The organism is Pseudoxanthomonas putridarboris (genome assembly GCF_038321125.1).
GTDB classification, from domain to species: Bacteria; Pseudomonadota; Gammaproteobacteria; order Xanthomonadales; family Xanthomonadaceae; genus Pseudoxanthomonas_A; species Pseudoxanthomonas_A putridarboris.
Genome location: NZ_JBBWWT010000002.1, coordinates 236,934 through 254,188, shown reverse-complemented (window position 1 = coordinate 254,188; position 17,255 = coordinate 236,934). Strand labels below are relative to the sequence as shown.

General features: G+C 66.8%; 15 protein-coding genes and 3 tRNA genes. 4 read left to right on the top strand and 14 right to left on the bottom strand.

Annotated features, from left to right (window positions below):
• Positions 1-131 precede the first annotated feature (131 nt).
• Both AAD027_RS05245 and dxs read left to right on the top strand, forming a co-directional pair.
• Positions 132-785: an HNH endonuclease gene (locus AAD027_RS05245; RefSeq protein WP_341724964.1), complete on the top strand. Its 654-nt coding sequence runs from the start codon at positions 132-134 to the stop codon at positions 783-785.
• 578 nt (positions 786-1,363) lie between these two features.
• Complete coding sequence (dxs, locus tag AAD027_RS05240) at positions 1,364-3,271, top strand: 1-deoxy-D-xylulose-5-phosphate synthase (protein WP_341724963.1); 1,908 nt, start codon at positions 1,364-1,366, stop codon at positions 3,269-3,271.
• 199 nt (positions 3,272-3,470) lie between these two features.
• On the opposite strand, the gene AAD027_RS05235 is transcribed toward dxs, so the two are convergent.
• The 13 genes from AAD027_RS05235 to uvrB all read right to left on the bottom strand — a co-directional run bounded on the left by AAD027_RS05235 (position 3,471) and on the right by uvrB (position 15,840).
• Complete coding sequence (locus AAD027_RS05235; RefSeq protein WP_341724962.1) at positions 3,471-4,493, bottom strand: TraB/GumN family protein; 1,023 nt, start codon at positions 4,491-4,493, stop codon at positions 3,471-3,473.
• Between the two features lie 107 nt (positions 4,494-4,600).
• The gene (locus AAD027_RS05230) at positions 4,601-5,071 is read right to left on the bottom strand and encodes a cupin domain-containing protein (RefSeq protein WP_341724961.1); all 471 of its coding nucleotides are present in this window, start codon (positions 5,069-5,071) and stop codon (positions 4,601-4,603) included.
• A gap of 98 nt (positions 5,072-5,169) precedes the next feature.
• Positions 5,170-5,246, bottom strand: a tRNA-Pro gene (locus tag AAD027_RS05225).
• A gap of 84 nt (positions 5,247-5,330) precedes the next feature.
• Complete coding sequence (locus AAD027_RS05220; RefSeq protein WP_093300448.1) at positions 5,331-5,687, bottom strand: MerR family transcriptional regulator; 357 nt, start codon at positions 5,685-5,687, stop codon at positions 5,331-5,333.
• Positions 5,668-5,967 carry an integration host factor subunit alpha gene (locus AAD027_RS05215; RefSeq protein ID WP_055936063.1) on the bottom strand — a complete coding sequence of 100 codons (300 nt, stop codon included), beginning with the start codon at positions 5,965-5,967 and terminating at the stop codon, positions 5,668-5,670. The genes AAD027_RS05220 and AAD027_RS05215 overlap by 20 nt, the downstream gene beginning before the upstream one ends.
• 55 nt (positions 5,968-6,022) lie before the next feature.
• Positions 6,023-8,401 (bottom strand): phenylalanine--tRNA ligase subunit beta, encoded by a 2,379-nt coding sequence (gene pheT, locus AAD027_RS05210; protein WP_341724960.1) that lies wholly within the window; start codon positions 8,399-8,401, stop codon positions 6,023-6,025.
• A 123-nt stretch (positions 8,402-8,524) separates the two neighbouring features.
• Positions 8,525-9,520, bottom strand: coding sequence for a phenylalanine--tRNA ligase subunit alpha (gene pheS / locus AAD027_RS05205; protein ID WP_341724959.1), 996 nt, complete (start codon positions 9,518-9,520; stop codon positions 8,525-8,527).
• A 199-nt stretch (positions 9,521-9,719) separates the two neighbouring features.
• Entirely contained in the window at positions 9,720-10,079 is a 360-nt protein-coding gene (gene rplT / locus AAD027_RS05200; protein ID WP_341724958.1) for a 50S ribosomal protein L20, read from the bottom strand.
• Between the two features lie 10 nt (positions 10,080-10,089).
• Positions 10,090-10,287 (bottom strand): 50S ribosomal protein L35, encoded by a 198-nt coding sequence (gene rpmI / locus AAD027_RS05195; RefSeq protein ID WP_341724957.1) that lies wholly within the window; start codon positions 10,285-10,287, stop codon positions 10,090-10,092.
• Between the two features lie 497 nt (positions 10,288-10,784).
• Positions 10,785-11,333: a translation initiation factor IF-3 gene (infC, locus tag AAD027_RS05190; RefSeq protein ID WP_425605396.1), complete on the bottom strand. Its 549-nt coding sequence runs from the start codon at positions 11,331-11,333 to the stop codon at positions 10,785-10,787.
• Positions 11,334-11,360: 27 nt separating this feature from the next.
• Complete coding sequence (gene thrS, locus AAD027_RS05185; protein WP_341724956.1) at positions 11,361-13,262, bottom strand: threonine--tRNA ligase; 1,902 nt, start codon at positions 13,260-13,262, stop codon at positions 11,361-11,363.
• 288 nt (positions 13,263-13,550) lie between these two features.
• Positions 13,551-13,625, bottom strand: a tRNA-Val gene (locus AAD027_RS05180).
• Positions 13,626-13,818: 193 nt separating this feature from the next.
• Positions 13,819-15,840, bottom strand: coding sequence for an excinuclease ABC subunit UvrB (gene uvrB, locus AAD027_RS05175; protein ID WP_341724955.1), 2,022 nt, complete (start codon positions 15,838-15,840; stop codon positions 13,819-13,821).
• Positions 15,841-15,998: 158 nt separating this feature from the next.
• On the opposite strand from uvrB, the gene AAD027_RS05170 reads away from it, so the two are divergent.
• On the top strand, positions 15,999-16,571 hold the full coding sequence (locus AAD027_RS05170; protein WP_341724954.1) for a GspH/FimT family protein: 573 nt from the start codon (positions 15,999-16,001) through the stop codon (positions 16,569-16,571).
• 106 nt (positions 16,572-16,677) lie between these two features.
• Positions 16,678-16,754 (top strand) — tRNA-Asn (locus AAD027_RS05165).
• 70 nt (positions 16,755-16,824) lie between these two features.
• On the opposite strand, the gene AAD027_RS05160 is transcribed toward AAD027_RS05165, so the two are convergent.
• Complete coding sequence (locus tag AAD027_RS05160; RefSeq protein ID WP_341724953.1) at positions 16,825-17,244, bottom strand: type IV pilin protein; 420 nt, start codon at positions 17,242-17,244, stop codon at positions 16,825-16,827.
• Between the last annotated feature and the right edge of the window lie 11 nt (positions 17,245-17,255).

Here is a 17,255-nt window from a genome sequence, read left to right as displayed (position 1 = left end):
GGAGCGCCCTCGGGCGCGATGCTCTTGGGCAGGCGGCTGGGAAAAGCATCGCGCCCAAGAGCGCTCCTACAAAGCGAAATGCCGTCGCGCTATACACATTTCGTCAACATTTCGGTATAACCTGCTCCTCCATGGAAGCAGACAGAGCTCAGCTTCACCTGGTTGGAACCGGTACCCACGTCACGCCGGTCGTCCCCCCTTCGTCCCCTCGTTCCCACCCTGCCAGCGTCCGCCTGCTGTCGCTGGATGCACACGGCCGCGTGCTGGACTGGATCAACTGGCAGGACGCCACCTGCCTGTACGCCCGCGGCGCCGTCGCCTGGACGCTGGGAGAACCCTGCCTGCGCGTGCGCGGCGGCACCTGTCGGCGCACCGGCGAGCAGAGCCTGATCGAACTCCACCCCATCGTCGCCTCGCGCGGCCATGCGCGCGCGCAGGCGCTTTCGCCCACGCCCACGCTGACCAATACCGCATTGTTCGCCCGCGATGCCCAGCTGTGCCTGTACTGCGGCCACGAGTTCAGCCGCCCGCACCTGACCCGCGACCACGTGCTGCCGCTGTCCAAGGGCGGCCGCGATGTCTGGGAGAACGTGGTCACGGCCTGCTTCCATTGCAATTCGCGCAAGAGCAACCGCACCCCGCAGCAGGCCAACATGCCGCTGCTGGCCGTGCCCTACCGGCCCAGTTGGATCGAGCACCTGATCCTGTCCAACCGCAACATCCTGGCCGACCAGATGGCCTTCCTGAAGGCCCAGTTGCCGAAGAGGTCCAAGCTCTCCGCATGACCTGCTGCCAGGATGCCCCGCCCGCGCTTGCACGCGGGCGTTCGCTGGACGCGCGATCTGCCCCCGGCAGATCGCAAGCGCATCCGCTCACCCTGGCCGACCAGATGGCCTTCCTGAAGGCCCAGTTGCCGAAGAGGTCCAAGCTCTCGGCATGACCTGCTGCCAGGATGCCCCGCCCGCGCTTGCGCGCGGGCGTTCGCTGGACGCGCGATCTGCCCCCGGCAGATCGCAAGCGCGTCCGCTCACCCTGGCCGACCAGATGGCCTTCCTGAAGGCCCAGTTGCCGAAGAGGTCCAAGCTGTCGGCCTTAACGACTCTGCGTAGGGTGCGCCCCGGCGCACCGCCGCGATCCCGGACGCAACATGAAGGCTTGCCTGTCCGCCATCCGGGCACGCTTGTCATCGTGCGGTCGGAATGGTCATGGGTGCGGTGCGCCGGGGCGCACCCTACGCGCCTGCTGGTTGCTGGAACCAACAACCCTGAACCGGCAACCCGCCCCTCACCCCGCCTTCACCTGTTTGCTTGCCCCGCTTCACATCGGAGGGGGACAATACCGGCTCAGACGAAGCCCGCCCCCGATGATCGACCCTGACCGCTATCCCCGCCTGTCCCGCATCCAGACCCCGGCCGACCTCCGCCAGTTCGAGGAAGCCGAACTGCCGGCCATCGCCGAGGAACTGCGTGGCTACCTGATCGAATCCGTGGGCAGGAGCGGCGGTCACTTCGGCGCCGGCCTGGGCGTGATCGAACTGACCGTCGCGCTGCACTACCTGTACGAGACGCCCGAGGACCGCCTGGTGTGGGACGTGGGCCACCAGTGCTATCCGCACAAGATCCTGACCGGCCGCCGCGACCGGATCCACACGGTCAAGCAGAAGGACGGCGTGGCGCCGTTCCCGAAGCGCGAGGAAAGCGAGTACGACACCTTCGGCGTGGGCCATTCGTCCACCTCGATCTCCGCCGCGCTGGGCATGGCCATCGCGCTGGCGCAGCAGGGCGACGAGCGCAAGGTGGTGGCGGTGATCGGCGACGGCGCGATGACCGCCGGCATGGCCTTCGAGGCGCTCAACCACGCCGGCGGCATGGAGCCGGAACCGAACCTGCTGGTGATCCTCAACGACAACCAGATGTCGATCTCCGAGAACGTCGGCGGATTGACCAAGATGCTCGGCCGGCTGAGCAGCAGCCGCACGCTCAACGCGCTGCGCGAAGGCGGCAAGAAGCTGCTGGGCGACAAGAAGAAGCCGCCGGCCCGCTTCATGCGCCGCTGGGAGGAACACTGGAAGGGCATGTTCGTGCCGTCCACGCTGTTCGAGCAGATGGGTTTCCACTACACCGGCCCTATCGACGGCCATGACGTGGAAGCGCTGGTCGGCGCGCTGAAGATGCTCAAGACCCTCAAGGGTCCGCAGTTGCTGCACATCCTGACCACCAAGGGCAAGGGCTACGAACTGGCCGAGGGCGACCAGATCGGCTACCACGCCGTCGGTCCGTTCGATCCGGAAAAGGGCCTGGTCAGCAAGTCCGGCGCGAAGAAGCCCACCTACACCGACGTCTTCGGCGACTGGCTGTGCGACATGGCCGCCGCCGAACCGAAACTGCTGGGCATCACCCCGGCGATGCGCGAGGGCTCGGGCTTGGTGCGCTTCAGCAAGGAATATCCGCAGCGCTACTTCGACGTCGCCATCGCCGAGCAGCACGCGGTGACCCTGGCGGCCGGCATGGCCTGCGAAGGCGGCAAGCCGGTGGTGGCGATCTATTCCACCTTCCTGCAACGCGGCTACGACCAGCTGGTGCACGACGTGGCCATCCAGAAACTGGACGTGCTGTTCGCCATCGACCGCGGCGGCGTGGTCGGCCCGGACGGCGCCACCCACGCCGGCAACCTGGACCTGAGTTACCTGCGTTGCGTGCCGCACATGGTGGTGATGGCGCCGGCCGACGAGAACGAATGCCGGCAGATGCTCAGCACCGGCTACCACCACGCCGGCCCCGCCGCCGTGCGTTATCCGCGCGGCGCCGGCCCCGGCGTGGCGATCGCGCCGTCGCTGGACACGTTGCCCATCGGCAAGGCGCAACTGCGCGAGCGCGGCTCGCGCGTGGCGCTGCTGGCGTTCGGCTCCACCGTCGCGGCCGCGGAACAGGTCGGCCGCGAACTGGGCCTGACCGTGGTCAACATGCGCTTCGTCAAGCCGCTGGACCGCGCGCTCCTGCTGGAACTGGCGAAGACGCACGAGGGCTTCGTCACCATCGAGGACAACGTGGTGACGGGCGGCGCCGGTTCCGGCGTGGCCGAACTGCTGAACGCCGAGGACGTGCCACTGCCGATCCTGCACCTGGGATTGCCCGACGAATTCCAGCACCACGCCAGCCGCGAAGACCTGCTGGCCGAGGCCGGCATCGACGCCATCGGCATCCGCGCCGCCGTGCTCGCCCGCTGGCCGCAACTGGCCAACACCACGCCGCCGCTGACCGCCGCCGGTTGACCCGCCCCGCACCCTTGTGGGAGCGACGTCAGTCGCGACCGTGGCGCACGATAAAGCCATTCGCCACGGATTGCGCGGATGAACGCGGATAAGACACAAGAAGGCTTCATCCGTGTCCATCCGCGTGATCCGTGGCCCGCGTTTCTGATTTCCGGTCGCGACTGACGTCGCTCCCACAGGGAGGGTGCCCGTGCCCGCTTCAGGGCGCCTCGACCTCGTAGCCCTTGGCCTGCAGTTTGGACAGGTAGCCGTCGGGCTTCAGCAGTTCCGAGATCGGCAGGGTGGCGAACGTGGAGGCGTTGTTTTGCAGGGCCGCCTCGGCGGCCGCCATCCATTCGGCCTCGACCTTGCGCGGCAGGTCGTCCAATCCACGCTTCTGCGCGAAGCCGGTCTCGGTCATCGCCAGGATGCAGGCGCGGTTCTGGTCGTCGTAGGGCATCGCGCGCAGCGCCTCGATGTCGCCGATGGCCCAGGCGTTGGCGCGGGCGGTCATCGCGGCCAGGTCGGTCTCCAGGCGGTCCAGGGTCCTGCGGAAGCAGTCCACGTCGCTCAGCGACGAATCGCGGAATTCGCGGAGCGCGTTCTTCGGGTCTTCCACCTTCAACTTCACCACCGGCGAGGTGACCTTGACCTTGTGCGCCTTCACCGCCTTCTCCACCACCGGGCCGACGATGCCGCCCTCGGCCAGTCCCGCCTTCTTGATCGCCGCCTCGTAGAGTTCGCGCGCGGCGAAGATCGGGCGCCACTTCTCCACGCCGGCGTCGCGGCCGATGTACTTCAGCTTGAGCACTTGCCAGCGTGCGTACAGGTCGGCCGGCAGCACCTCCTGCAGCGTGGCCCCGTCGGGATTCCTGCGCGCCTTCAGCAGCGAGGGGATCAGCATCGCGCCGCGCACGATGCCGATGTCCGCGTCGAACGAAACGCCCGGTGCCTTGAGCGCCTCCTGCGATTCCGCGATCACGCCTTCCACGTCGCGCGAAAGCCAGGTCATCCGCTTGGGCAGCGGCGACAGCGTGCCCATGATCCACAGCACGTGCCCGTCCTTGCTGACCCGCCACAGGCCGGGACCGGGCTGCACGCCGCTGACCACCATCGTGTCCATGTCGATGACGGGCGCTGCGCCGGTGGCCGTCGTCGCGGCGACCGGCGGCTCCGCCGGCGTCTGCGCCAGCACGGGGACAAGAGCGGACAACCACAACAGACCGACGCAAAGAAGACGCATCCACCGCACTCCGGACAGTTAGAAACCAAGGTCGGGAACCACGTCCCGGCGACGCCGCGATCAGACCGGTGCCGCTCCGACAAGTTCAACCAGCGGCGATGGGCCGCTCAGGCGACCCGCGCGCCGGCTTCGCGCAATTGGTGGGCCACCTCGCTGTTTTCCTCCAGCAACTGGAAGCCCTTCCAGACGAAGCCGGGCGACACCGTGCAATCCATCAGCGAATAATCGCCCAGCGAGCGGGCGCTCTGCCAGACCCCGGCCGGCACCACCTGGGTCTGCTGGCCGCCGCGCGCGGACGTGTCCAACTGGGCGCGGCTGAGCGTACGCGTGTCGGGATAGAACATGGACAGTTCCATCGGACTGCCCTCGTGCCAGTCCCACACTTCGGTGGCGTCCACGCGGTGCCAGCGGGTGACCACGTCCCGCGGCAACAGGAACTTGATGGCCGTCAGGGTGGGGCGCTCGATGCCGTTGACCTCGGTGCGCTTGGCCGACTCGTAGATGCGACGGAAGTAGCCGCCCTCGGGGTGAGGGGCCAGTTGCAGCGTCCGGATCAGCTCATCGGTGCGCGGGTGCATGGCCCATCCTATACGGCGGCCCATCGGTTTGTCGCTATCGCCGGCAGCGGGCACAAAAAAGCCCACGCGTTGGCGCAGGCTTGATGTCGAACCGCGATTGGTCGGGACGGCCGGATTTGAACCGACGACCCTCTGCCCCCCAGGCAGATGCGCTACCAGGCTGCGCTACGCCCCGAATCTCGCGGATCGGCCCGCCTTGCGACGGGCCGCGCATTATAGCCGTATTTCGGCGGCATCTCCCAGCGGCAGACGCGCTGGCTCAACGGCGGAGCAGTTGCAGGATTTCCTCCAGTTCCATGCGCACCTGGCGCACGATCTGGTGGCTCAGCGCGGCTTCCTGCTTGGCGCCGTCGCCTTCCAGGCGCAAGCGCGCGCCGCCGATGGTGTAGCCCTGTTCGTACAGCAGGCTGCGGATCTGGCGCACCATCAGCACGTCGTGGCGCTGGTAGTAGCGGCGGTTGCCGCGGCGCTTGGCCGGTTCCAGGCTGGGGAACTCGGTCTCCCAGTAGCGCAGCACGTGCGGCTTCACGTCGCACAGTTCGCTGACCTCACCGATGGTGAAGTAGCGCTTGGCCGGTATCGGCGGAAGCTCGCGGTTACTGCCCGGATCCAGCATACGTTTCCACCCGCTCCTTGAGTTTCTGGCCCGGCCGGAAGGTCACCACCGTCCGCGCCGAGATCGGGATCTCCTCGCCGGTCTTCGGGTTGCGGCCCGGGCGCTGGTTCTTGCGCCGCAGGTCGAAGTTGCCGAACCCGGACAGCTTGACCTGGCGGCCCTGTTCCAGGGCCTCGCGCAGCACGTCGAAGTACGCGTCCACGAACTCCTTCGCCTCGCGCTTGTTCAGGCCGACTTCGTCGAACAGACGCTCGGCCATTTCCGCCTTGGTCAACGCCATGGAACCTGCTTCCCCTCTGCGGCCGTCGCCGGCCCTGCCACTGCCTTCATACCGTTCATCCGCGAATCCGGGCCCCGTGTCCGGCACCGATGGCGGCCACCACATCGGCCACCACCTGTTCCACCTCGCGGTCGGTCAGAGTGCGTGAGTTGTCCTGCAAAATCAAGCCCATAGCGAGACTCTTTTGACCCGATTCGACCCCCTGCCCCACGTACCGGTCGAACACCTGCACATCCCGCAGCAGCGGGCCCGCGGCAGCCCTCACGGTGGCCGCCAGGGCCGCCCACGGCACCGTGTCGGCAACGACGAACGCTAGGTCGCGGCGGACGGACGGATAGCGCGAAAGTTCCGAGGCGCGCGGCAGCGGGCGCTCGCTGAGCAGCGCCAGGTCCAGTTCGAACGCCACCACCTCGGCGTCCAGGTCCAGCGCCCGCTGCAGGCGCGGGTGCAACTGGCCGATCCAGCCGATCCGCCGACCGTCCCGGTACACGTCGGCCGAGCGGCCCGGGTGGCCGAAGCCCGCCGTGGAAGCGCGGAACTCCAGCGTGGCGCCGGCCAGCGCCGCCAGGCTTTCCAGATCGCCCTTGAGATCGTGGAAGTCGACCTTGCGTGCCGGCTGGCCCCATTGCTCGGCGACCGCGTCGCCGCAGGCCGCCGCCGCGATCCGCGACGTCTCCGTGGGGGCCTGCCCTTGCACGGCAGGCGCCGCGAAGACATTGCCTGCCTCGAACAGCCGCACACGCCCCGCCTGCCGCGCCACGTTGCGCTGCAGGACCGACACCAGCCCCGGCAACAGGTGCGTGCGCATCACGCCCAGTTCGGCGCTCAGCGGGTTGGCCAGCGGCACCGCGCCGTCGGTCACGCCCCACTGCTTCAGCAGGCTGGCGTCCACGAAGGCGTAGTTGACCGTTTCGATGAATTCGCGCGCGGCCAGTTGGCGACGCACCGTGGAAGCCTCCACCCGCGTTTCGCTCGGCGCGGCGATGCGGGTGGCACCGCCCGGCAGCGTGGTCGGGATGCGGTCGTAGCCGTGGATGCGGGCCAGTTCCTCGATCAGGTCTTCCTCGATGGCGATGTCGAAGCGGCGGCTGGGCGCGACCACGCTCCATCCCTCGGCCACGGCAGCCACCTGCATGCCCAGCGCGCGCAAGATGCGCTCCACATCGGCATCGGCGATCTCGATGCCCAGCACGCGCGCGATGCGCGCCTTGCGCAGCAGTATCGCGGTGGGCTTGGGCAGGTGCTCGGGCAGTTCGGCCTCGGTCACCGGCCCCGGCGCGCCACCGGCCAGTTCGACGACCAGGCGCGTGGCCACCTCGATGGCCTGGCGCGGAAGTTCGGGGTCGACGCCTCGCTCGAAGCGGTGCGAGGCGTCGGTGTGCAGGCCCAGCTTGCGGCCGCGACCGATGATGGCGGCCGGCGCGAAGTGCGCGGCTTCCAGGAAGACGTTCGTGGTGGCATCGGTCACGCGGGTATCGAAGCCGCCCATCACGCCGGCCAGCGCGACCACGTGGTCGGCATCGGTGACGACCAGGAAGCCGTCGTCCAAGGCGGCATCGCGGCCATCGAGCAGCTTGACCGTCTCGCCATCGCGCGAGCGGCGGACGCCCACGGGACCGCTGAGCAGGTCGCGGTCGAAGGCGTGCATCGGCTGGCCCAGTTCCAGCATCACATACTGGGTGATGTCCACCAGCAGCGATACCGGGCGCACGCCGCTGCGGCGCAGGCGCTCGGCCATCCACACGGGCGTCTTCGCGGCGGCGTTCACGCCTTCGATAATCCGGCCGCAGTAGCGCGGTGCATCGGCGCCGGCATGCAGTTCCACCGCCAGCGCCTTGTCGGTCAGCGCGGGCATCGGCGTGGCGTCGAAGGCGACCACGTCGCTGCCGCAGGCGGCGGCCACGTCGAAGGCGATGCCGCGCACGCCGAAGCAGTCGGCACGGTTGGGCGTCAGCTTGATCTCGATGGAGGCATCCGGCAGTCCGAGGTAATCGGCGATGGCGGTGCCGATGGGGGCATCGTCCGGCAGTTCCAGCAGACCGGAAGCGTCGGCATCGATGCCCAGTTCCCTGGCCGAGCACAGCATGCCGTTGGATTCCACGCCACGCAGCCTGGCCGCCTTGATGGCGATGCCGCCGACGTTGGCGCCGACCATCGCCAGCGGCGCGCGCAGGCCGGCGCGCGCGTTCGGCGCGCCGCAGACGATCTGCAGCAGTTCGCCCTGCCCGGCATCGACCTGGCACACCTGCAGGCGGTCGGCTTCCGGATGCTTGGCGCATTCCACGATGCGCGCCACCATCACGTTGGCCAGGCCGTCGCCCAGCGCGGCGACGTCCTCGACCTCCAGGCCGATGGCGGTCAGCGTGGCCACCAGCTCCTCGCGGGTGGCCTGGGTGGGGACATGGCTGCGTAGCCAGTTTTCGCTGAATTTCATTCTGAAATTCCGTGATTCGTGATTCGTGATTGGGGATTCGTCAACAACGTTCGCCTGTCGGGGTTCGGGCAGTCTCGGTGCCGCTTTTGCGAATCACCAATCACCAATCCCGAATCCCGTTCCTCAAGCAAACTGCCTGAGGAATCGCACGTCGTTCTCGAAGAACGCGCGCAGGTCGTTGACGCCGTAGCGCAGCATCGCGAAGCGCTCCACGCCCAGGCCGAAGGCGAAGCCGGTGTAGCGTTCCGGATCGATGCCGCAGTTGCGCAGCACGTTGGGATGCACCATGCCGCAACCCAGCACTTCCAGCCAGCGCGTGGAACCGTCCGGTTGCTGCCAGGCGATGTCGACTTCCGCGCCCGGTTCCACGAACGGGAAATAGCTGGGACGGAAGCGCATCTCGAAGTCGCGCTCGAAGAACGCGCGCACGAACTCGGCCAGCGTGCCCTTGAGGTCGGCGAAGGTGGAATGTTCGTCCACCAGCAGGCCTTCGACCTGGTGGAACATCGGCGAGTGGGTCTGGTCGCTGTCGCTGCGGTAGACCTTGCCGGCGGCGATCATGCGCAGCGGCGGCCGGTGGCTGTCCATGTAGCGCACCTGCACGCCGGAGGTGTGCGTGCGCAGCAGGCGGCCGTCGCCGAAGTAGAAGGTGTCGTGCATGGCGCGCGCCGGGTGGTGCGGCGGGAAGTTCAGCGCCTCGAAGTTGTGCCAGTCGTCCTCGATCTCGGGGCCGTCGGCCAGTTCATAGCCCAGCCGGCCGAAGATGTCGGCGATGCGTTCCAGCGTGCGGCTGATCGGATGCAGGCCTCCGCGCGTGCCATTGCGGCCCGGCAGGGTGATGTCGATCGTTTCGCCGGCCAGGCGGGCATCCAGTGCGGCATCTTCCAGCACCGCCTTGCGCGCCGTCAGCGCCTCGGCGATCGCGTCGCGCGCGCGGTTGATGGCCTCGCCGGCCGCCTTGCGCTGGTCGGCCGGCAGCGCGCCCAGTTGCTTGAGTTGCGCGGTGACGCTGCCGTTCTTGCCCAGCAGCGCCACGCGCAGGTGTTCCAGCGCGTCGGGCGATGGCGCGGCGGCGATGTCGGCAAGCGCCTGCGCGGACAATGTTTCGATTTCGCTCATGGACGATCGGACCTTGGAAGCAACTTCAGTGGGAGCGACGTAAGTCGCGATGGGGCGTTACCGGTAACGCTTCATCGCGACTTACGTCGCTCCCACAGGAAATAGTCGAACCACAAAAAACAATGGGGAAGGACTCGCGCCCTTCCCCACGTGTTCGGCGATGGATCGCCGGTACAGCGTTTACGGTGGAGATCGCAGCTCAGGCTGCGAGTGCGCCCTTCGCCTTTTCAGCCAGGGCCGCAAAACCCGTCGCGTCGTGCACGGCGATGTCCGCCAGCACCTTGCGGTCCAGGGTGATGCCGGCCTTCAGCAGGCCGTTCATGAAACGGCTGTAGCTCAGGCCGTTGATGCGGGCCGCCGCGTTGATGCGGGTGATCCACAGCGAACGGAAGTTGCGCTTCTTCTGCTTGCGGCCGATGTAGGCGTACTGCTGCGCCTTGATGACCGCCTGCTTGGCGACGCGGAACACCTTGCGGCGGGCGTTGTAGTAGCCCTTGGCCAGGTGGAGGATCTTCTTGTGACGGCGGCGCGCCATCACGCCACGCTTAACTCGTGCCATGGTTCAGTCCTCAGAGATAGGGAAGCATGCGGTCCAGACGGCCGCTGTCCTCGGCGCGGACGATGTTCGTCGCACGCAGGCCGCGCTTACGCTTGGTCGCTTTCTTGGTGAGGATGTGGCTACGGTTGGCGTGGCCAGCCTTGTACTTGCCGGAGGCGGTCTTGCGGAAACGCTTGGCCGCCGCCCGGTGGGTCTTGATCTTGGGCATTGCAATGTCCTTGATAGGTTTATGTCACTGATCCGGGCGGTGGCCCTGGCACCGGTGAGATGCCGCCACGCTTTCCATCCATGCCCCAATCGGCTTGTAAGTCGTTGAATCCACATGGGAAGCCGCGACGGGTCCATCGGCTGCGAGCAGCCTCCCGGCGTACCGGGCCGCGTATTATGCCAGCGCGGGGTTTTCCTTGCAAATCAGGGGGTTTGGGCCGGCTTCCTGTAGGAGCGGCTTCAGCCGCGACCTTCGGCCAACGGCTCCATCAAGCCGCCAAGGCCGCTCCATGATCGGGTCCCGGCCCTCCCCCCGTGACTGGGGGGCAACGTCTCGACCATCAATGTTCGCGGTCGCGGCTGAAGCCGCTCCTACAAGGTTGACGAGGCGGGTACGGAAACGAAAAGAGCGCCTTGCGGCGCTCCCCCACCCTTTACCCTCCCCCGCTGCGCAGGGGGAGGGGAACGGTTGGCCTTTCGCGCCTGCGGCGCGAAAGATCATTTCTTCTTGGGGGCGATCATCATGACCATCTGGCGGCCTTCCAGGCGCGGACGGGATTCGATGACGATCTCGTCGCCCAGTTCGGCCTCGATGCGCGCGGCCATCTCGCGGCCCAGTTCCTGGTGGCTCATCTCGCGGCCACGGAAGCGGATGTTGACCTTGACCTTGTCGCCCTCTTCCAGGAAGCGGCGGATGTTGCGCATCTTGATCTGGTAGTCGCCCTCGTCGGTGACGGGGCGGAACTTGAGTTCCTTGATCTCGACCTGTTTCTGCTTCTTCTTGGCCTCGTTCGCCTTCTTCTGCATCTCGAACTTGAACTTGCCGAAGTCCATGATCTTGCAGACGGGCGGTTCGGCGTTGGGCTGGATCTCGACCAGATCCAGGCCCTCTTCCTCGGCCATGGACAGCGCCTCGTCGCGCGTGAGCACGCCGATCATTTCGCCATCCGAACCGATCACGCGCACGCGCGGCACGCGGATCTCGTGGTTCTTGCGGTTTTGCTTGTTGTCAGGGATGCTGATGTTGCAGTCTCCAAAGAGGGTCAAGCCGGCCCTTCACGGGCCGGTACTGGCCTACGCGGCGTGTTCGTTCCGCAAACGTTCGGCGAAGGCGTCAACGGACATGGTGCCCAGATCCTCCCCCGAACGCGTGCGGACGGCGATGGCGCCATTTTCCTTCTCGCGGTCGCCGACCACCAGCAAGTATGGCACCCGCTGCAGCGTATGCTCGCGAATCTTATAGCCGATTTTCTCGTTCCGCAAATCGGCCGCGACCCGGAAGCCTTGATTTGAAAGGGTTTTCCGGACCTGGGCCACATAATCGGCCTGGGCATCGGTGATGTTCATCACCACGGCCTGCTGGGGGGCCAGCCAGGCCGGGAACGCACCGGCGTGGTGCTCGATCAGGATGCCGATGAAACGCTCCATCGAGCCCACGATGGCCCGGTGCAGCATGACCGGGTGCTGGCGCTGGCTGTTCTCGTCCACGTATTCGGCGCCCAGGCGGCCCGGCATCATGAAATCGACCTGCATGGTGCCCAGTTGCCAGGTGCGGCCGATGGCGTCCTTGAGGTGGTATTCGATCTTGGGGCCGTAGAAGGCGCCCTCGCCCGGCAGCTCCTGCCATTCCACCCCGCAGCTGCGCAGGGCGGCGCGCAGGGCGGCCTCGGCCTTGTCCCAGGTGGCGTCGTCGCCCAGGCGCGACTCGGGGCGCAGGGCGATCTTGATCTGGATGTCCTCGAAGCCGAAATCAGCGTAGACCTTCAGCGCCTGCTGGTGGAACGCGGTCACCTCGGCCTCGATCTGGTCCTCGGTGCAGAAGATGTGGCCGTCGTCCTGGGTGAAGCCGCGCACGCGCAGGATGCCGTGCAACGCGCCGGAGGGCTCGTTGCGGTGGCAGGCGCCGAACTCGCCGTAGCGGATCGGCAGGTCGCGGTAGCTGTGCAGGCCCTGGTTGAACACCTGCACGTGGCCCGGGCAGTTCATCGGCTTGACCGCGTAGGTACGGTTCTCCGACTCGCTGAAGAACATGTTTTCCTTGTAGTTGTCCCAGTGGCCGGACTTCTTCCACAACGCCACGTCCAGGATCTGCGGGCAGCGCACTTCCTGGTAGCCGCTGTCGCGGTAGACCTTGCGCATGTACTGCTCGACCACCTGCCAGATGGCCCAGCCCTTGGGGTGCCAGAACACCAGGCCCGGGGCCTCTTCCTGCAGGTGGAACAGCTCCTGCTGCTTGCCGATGCGGCGGTGGTCGCGCTTCTCGGCTTCCTCGATGCGCCGGATGTAGGCGTCCAGCTGCTTCTTGTCGGCCCAGGCGGTGCCGTAGATGCGCTGCAACTGCTCGTTCTTGGCGTCGCCGCGCCAGTAGGCGCCGGAGATGCGGGTCAGCTTGAAGGCCTTCAGGAAGCGCGTGTTGGGCACGTGCGGGCCGCGGCACATGTCCACGTATTCCTGGTGGTAGTACAGGCCCATCGCCTGCTCGTCGGGCATGTCGTTGATCAGGCGCAGCTTGTAGTCCTCGCCGCGCGCCTTGAAGACTTCGATGACCTCCGCGCGCGGCGTCACCTTCTTGACGACGTCGTAGTCCTGGTCGATCAGTTCGCGCATGCGCTGCTCGATCGCGGCCAGGTCCTCCGGCGTGAACGGGCGCTCGCTGTAGATGTCGTAGTAGAAGCCTTCGGCGATCACCGGGCCGATCACCATCTTCACGTCCGGGTACAGCTGCTTGACCGCATGGCCGACCAGGTGGGCGCAGGAGTGGCGGATGATCTCCAGGCCTTCCTCGTCCTTGGGCGTGATGATGCGCAGGCTGGCGTCGTGGTCGATGACGTCGCTGGCATCCACCAACTGGCCGTCCACGGCGCCGGCCAGGGTGGCCTTGGCCAGGCCCGCGCCGATGGACTGCGCCACCTGCATGACGGAAACGGGATTCTCGAATTCGCGGCGGCTGCCGTCGGGGAGCGTGATGGTGATCATTTGGGGACCGGGATTCGGGATGGGGGAGTCGGGATTCGTGAAAGCGAGCGGGATTCGATGCGACGAATCTCCAATCTCGTATCCCGAATCCCGTGGCCGCTTCGCGGCCAATAAAAAAGCGCCACGAGGGCGCCTACGGGATGCAGTGCCTCGGGCAGTACCAGGTTCAGGCGATGGTAGTGCTCATGTCGCACGCTCGGCCGGCGTTTCCGCGGGCCACCTCGTGATGTTCCGGATGGCGCAGAGGGGAACGACCCCGGATATTCCGGTATCCACGCTGTGCAAGCGTGGTGGGCGGTACAGGGTTCGAACCTGTGACCCCTACCATGTCAAGGTAGTGCTCTACCGCTGAGCTAACCGCCCGGTCTGCCCTTTGCAGGGGCGCGAATTCTAGCCCGGAAGCGGGGTCGCCGACAACTGGCGTGGGAGCGGCGTCCCGCCGCGAGTTCTTTGGTGAAAGCCAGCTAGGCAGCACAACAGCTCGCGGCGGGACGCCGCTCCCACCTCCCTATCTCGGGCTCCAGCCTCCAACCAGGCAGGGCGGGCCGTACCGGCGCTAGCCGCCCAGGCTGGCTTCCTTCAGGCGCCGGATCTGGTCGCGCAGGCGCGCGGCGTCCTCGAACTCCAGGTCGCGGGCATGCTGGTACATCTGCTGCTCCAGCGCCTTGATCCGGGCGACCGCCTGGGCCGGGTCCATCACCGCGTACTCGGCGGGCTCCTCGGCCACGCGGCGCGACTTGCCGCGGCCGGACCTGCCGTCGTTGGCGGCCTCGCTGCGGGCGCCCTCCAGGATGTCCACGATGGGCCGGGCCACCGATTTCGGCGTGATGCCGTGCTCCAGGTTGTATTCCACCTGCTTCTCGCGACGGCGGCCGGTCTCGTCGATGGCGGCCTGCATCGACCTGGTCATGCGGTCCGCGTACAGGATGGCCTTGCCGCGCAGGTTGCGGGCGGCGCGGCCGATGGTCTGGATCAGCGAGCCGGTGGAACGCAGGAAACCTTCCTTGTCCGCATCCAGGATCGCCACCAGCGATACCTCGGGCATGTCCAGGCCTTCGCGCAGCAGGTTGATGCCCACCAGCACGTCGAACTTGCCCAGGCGCAGGTCGCGGATGATCTCCACGCGCTCCACCGTGTCCACGTCCGAGTGCAGGTAGCGCACCTTCACGCCGTGCTCGCCGAGGTATTCGGTCAGGTTCTCGGCCATGCGCTTGGTCAGGGTGGTGACCAGCACGCGGTCGCCCCACGACACGCGCAGGCCGATCTCCGACAGCAGGTCGTCCACCTGCGTGCCGACCGGGCGGATCTCCACTTCCGGGTCGATCAGGCCGGTGGGTCGGACCACCAATTCGACGATCTCGCCGTTGGATTCGCGCAGTTCGTACGGGCCCGGCGTGGCCGAGACGTAGATGCTGCGCGGCGAGCGCGCTTCCCATTCCTCGAAGCGCAGCGGCCGGTTGTCCAGCGCCGACGGCAGGCGGAAACCGAACTCCACCAGCGTCTCCTTGCGCGAGCGGTCGCCCTTGTACATCGCGCCGATCTGCGGGATGGTCACGTGCGATTCGTCGATGACCAGCAGCGCGTCGGCCGGCAGGTAGTCGAACAGCGTCGGCGGCGGTTCGCCCGGCGCCTTGCCGGTCAGGTGGCGGGAATAGTTCTCGATGCCCGAGCAGTAACCGACCTCGGCCATCATCTCCACGTCGAACTGGGTGCGCTGGGCCAGGCGCTGCGCCTCGACCAGCTTGTTCTGCGCGTACAGCAGCTCCAGCCGGTCCTTCAGCTCGGCCTTGATGGTGTCGATGGCGGTCAGCACGCGCTCGCGGGTGGTGGCGTAGTGGGTCTTCGGGTACACCGTGTAGCGCTGCAGCTTGCGCAGGGTTTCGCCGTTCAGCGGATCGAACAGCGAAAGCCCCTCCACTTCGCCGTCGAACAACTCGATGCGCAGCGCCTCGGCATCGCTTTCGGCCGGGTGCACGTCGATGATCTCGCCGCGCACGCGGAACGTGCCGCGCTGCAGTTCGTATTCGTTGCGGGTGTACTGCAACTGGGTCAGGTGGCGGATCAGGTCGCGCTGGTCGATGCGCTCGCCCAGCGACAGGATCAGGCGCAGCGACAGGTAGTCTTCCGGCGCGCCCAGGCCGTAGATGGCCGAGACGGTGGCCACCACCAATGCATCCGGCCGCGACAGCAGCGTCTTGGTGGCCGCCAGCCGCATCTGTTCGATGTGCTCGTTGATGGAGCTGTCCTTCTCGATGAAGGTGTCGCTCGACGGCACGTAGGCTTCGGGCTGGTAGTAATCGTAGTAGCTGACGAAGTATTCCACCGCGTTGTGCGGGAAGAACGCCTTGAATTCGCCATACAGCTGCGCCGCCAGCGTCTTGTTCGGCGCCATCACCAGGGTGGGCTTCTGGATCCGCTGCACGACGTTGGCGATGGTGTAGGTCTTGCCCGAGCCGGTCACGCCCAGCAGCGTCTGCTTGGCCAGGCCCGCCTCGAAATTCTCGACCAGTTTCTCGATGGCGCGCGGCTGGTCGCCGGCGGGCGAATACGGGGAAACGAGCTGGAAGCGGTCGGTCATGGGGGACGGTCCGAAGGCGACTTTGCAGTATACCGCCGGAGGTTGTGACAGCCGTGCGCGGTGGATTCCTACCCGGCATTGCGGACATTTCCGATGGCGCATGACCGCCATGAGCATGAAGCTGAACCCATCCCATCACGGGATACAGGAGCATGACCATGGCAAGGACGCCATCGCCTCCGCGCGACCGGAGGCGCCTCGAATTCACCGTTCGCCCGACCGGCGTGACCTTGATCGAACTCTGCGTCGCGATGGCCGTGGCGGCGATCCTGGCCGCGATCGCCGTTCCGTCCTATAAGGCGCAGATGAAACGCCAGCGGGTGGATACCGTGATGCACCTGCTCACGTCCCATCTCGCCTCGGCCCGGGTCACCGCCATCACCCACAACGTCCCGGTCATCGTCTGCCCGAGCCATGGCGACGGCCGCTGCCGCCAGGACAGCGACTGGAGCGCGAACTGGTTGATGTTCCGCGATCCCGACGGCGACCGCCAGCCGGATCAGGACATCGACATCTACCGGAACGAACAGGCGCCGCGCGACCCCCGGCTGCGCATCCTGTCCACCCACGGGCGCCCCTATGTGCGCTACCAGCCCAACGGGCTGAGTTACGGGAGCAACCTGACCATACGCGTCTGCTATGACGGGGAAACGGCCGGCAGCATCGTCATCAACAACACGGGCCGTGCCAGGAGCGTGCGTAGCCAGGCTGCCACGGCATGCGGGAACTGACCGCCTCCCGGACCCCGGGCAAATAGGGCACGCGGCCCGTCCCGCCCCCGTGGACGCTCCGCAAGGCTTGTCCCCGCGGTGCCGGGCTGGCTACAATACGCGCCCCGCCCGAATAGCTCAGCCGGTTAGAGCACTTGACTGTTAATCAGGGGGTCGTTGGTTCGAGTCCAACTTCGGGCGCCAGATCATGAAAAAAGCCGCCAGTGATGGCGGCTTTTTTCTTTTTCTCGGGCATGGACCCGGAACGGTCGCCTTACCAGCAGTCGGACAGCGTGCCGGCACTGTTGGTTTTCACACCGGCCTGATTGAGGCTGAGGTTCCCACACTTGTCCGCGGCCTGCCCCCCTTGCGCGGTGGCTGTGATCGTATACGTATTGACGCCTGTGAAAGCGCCTACCGGAGTCAATGCGTAGTGGGCCGTGCCTCCCTCCCGGGGCGACTGGTTGGTCGGAAGCTCGAAGCCGACGTAGGTGTTGTTGGACGTGTGGTAGCGCTCAGCCAGTTGCGCGTATTCCACCAAGTCCGCCTTGGCCTGGGCCCTGCGGGATTTGCGGATCTGGTCCTGGTACGACGGATAGGCGACAGCGGCCAGGATGGCGACGACCGCGACCACGATCATCAGCTCGATGAGAGTGAAGCCGGCGATGGCACGCAAGGGGACGATCTTCGACATCGAATCTGCTC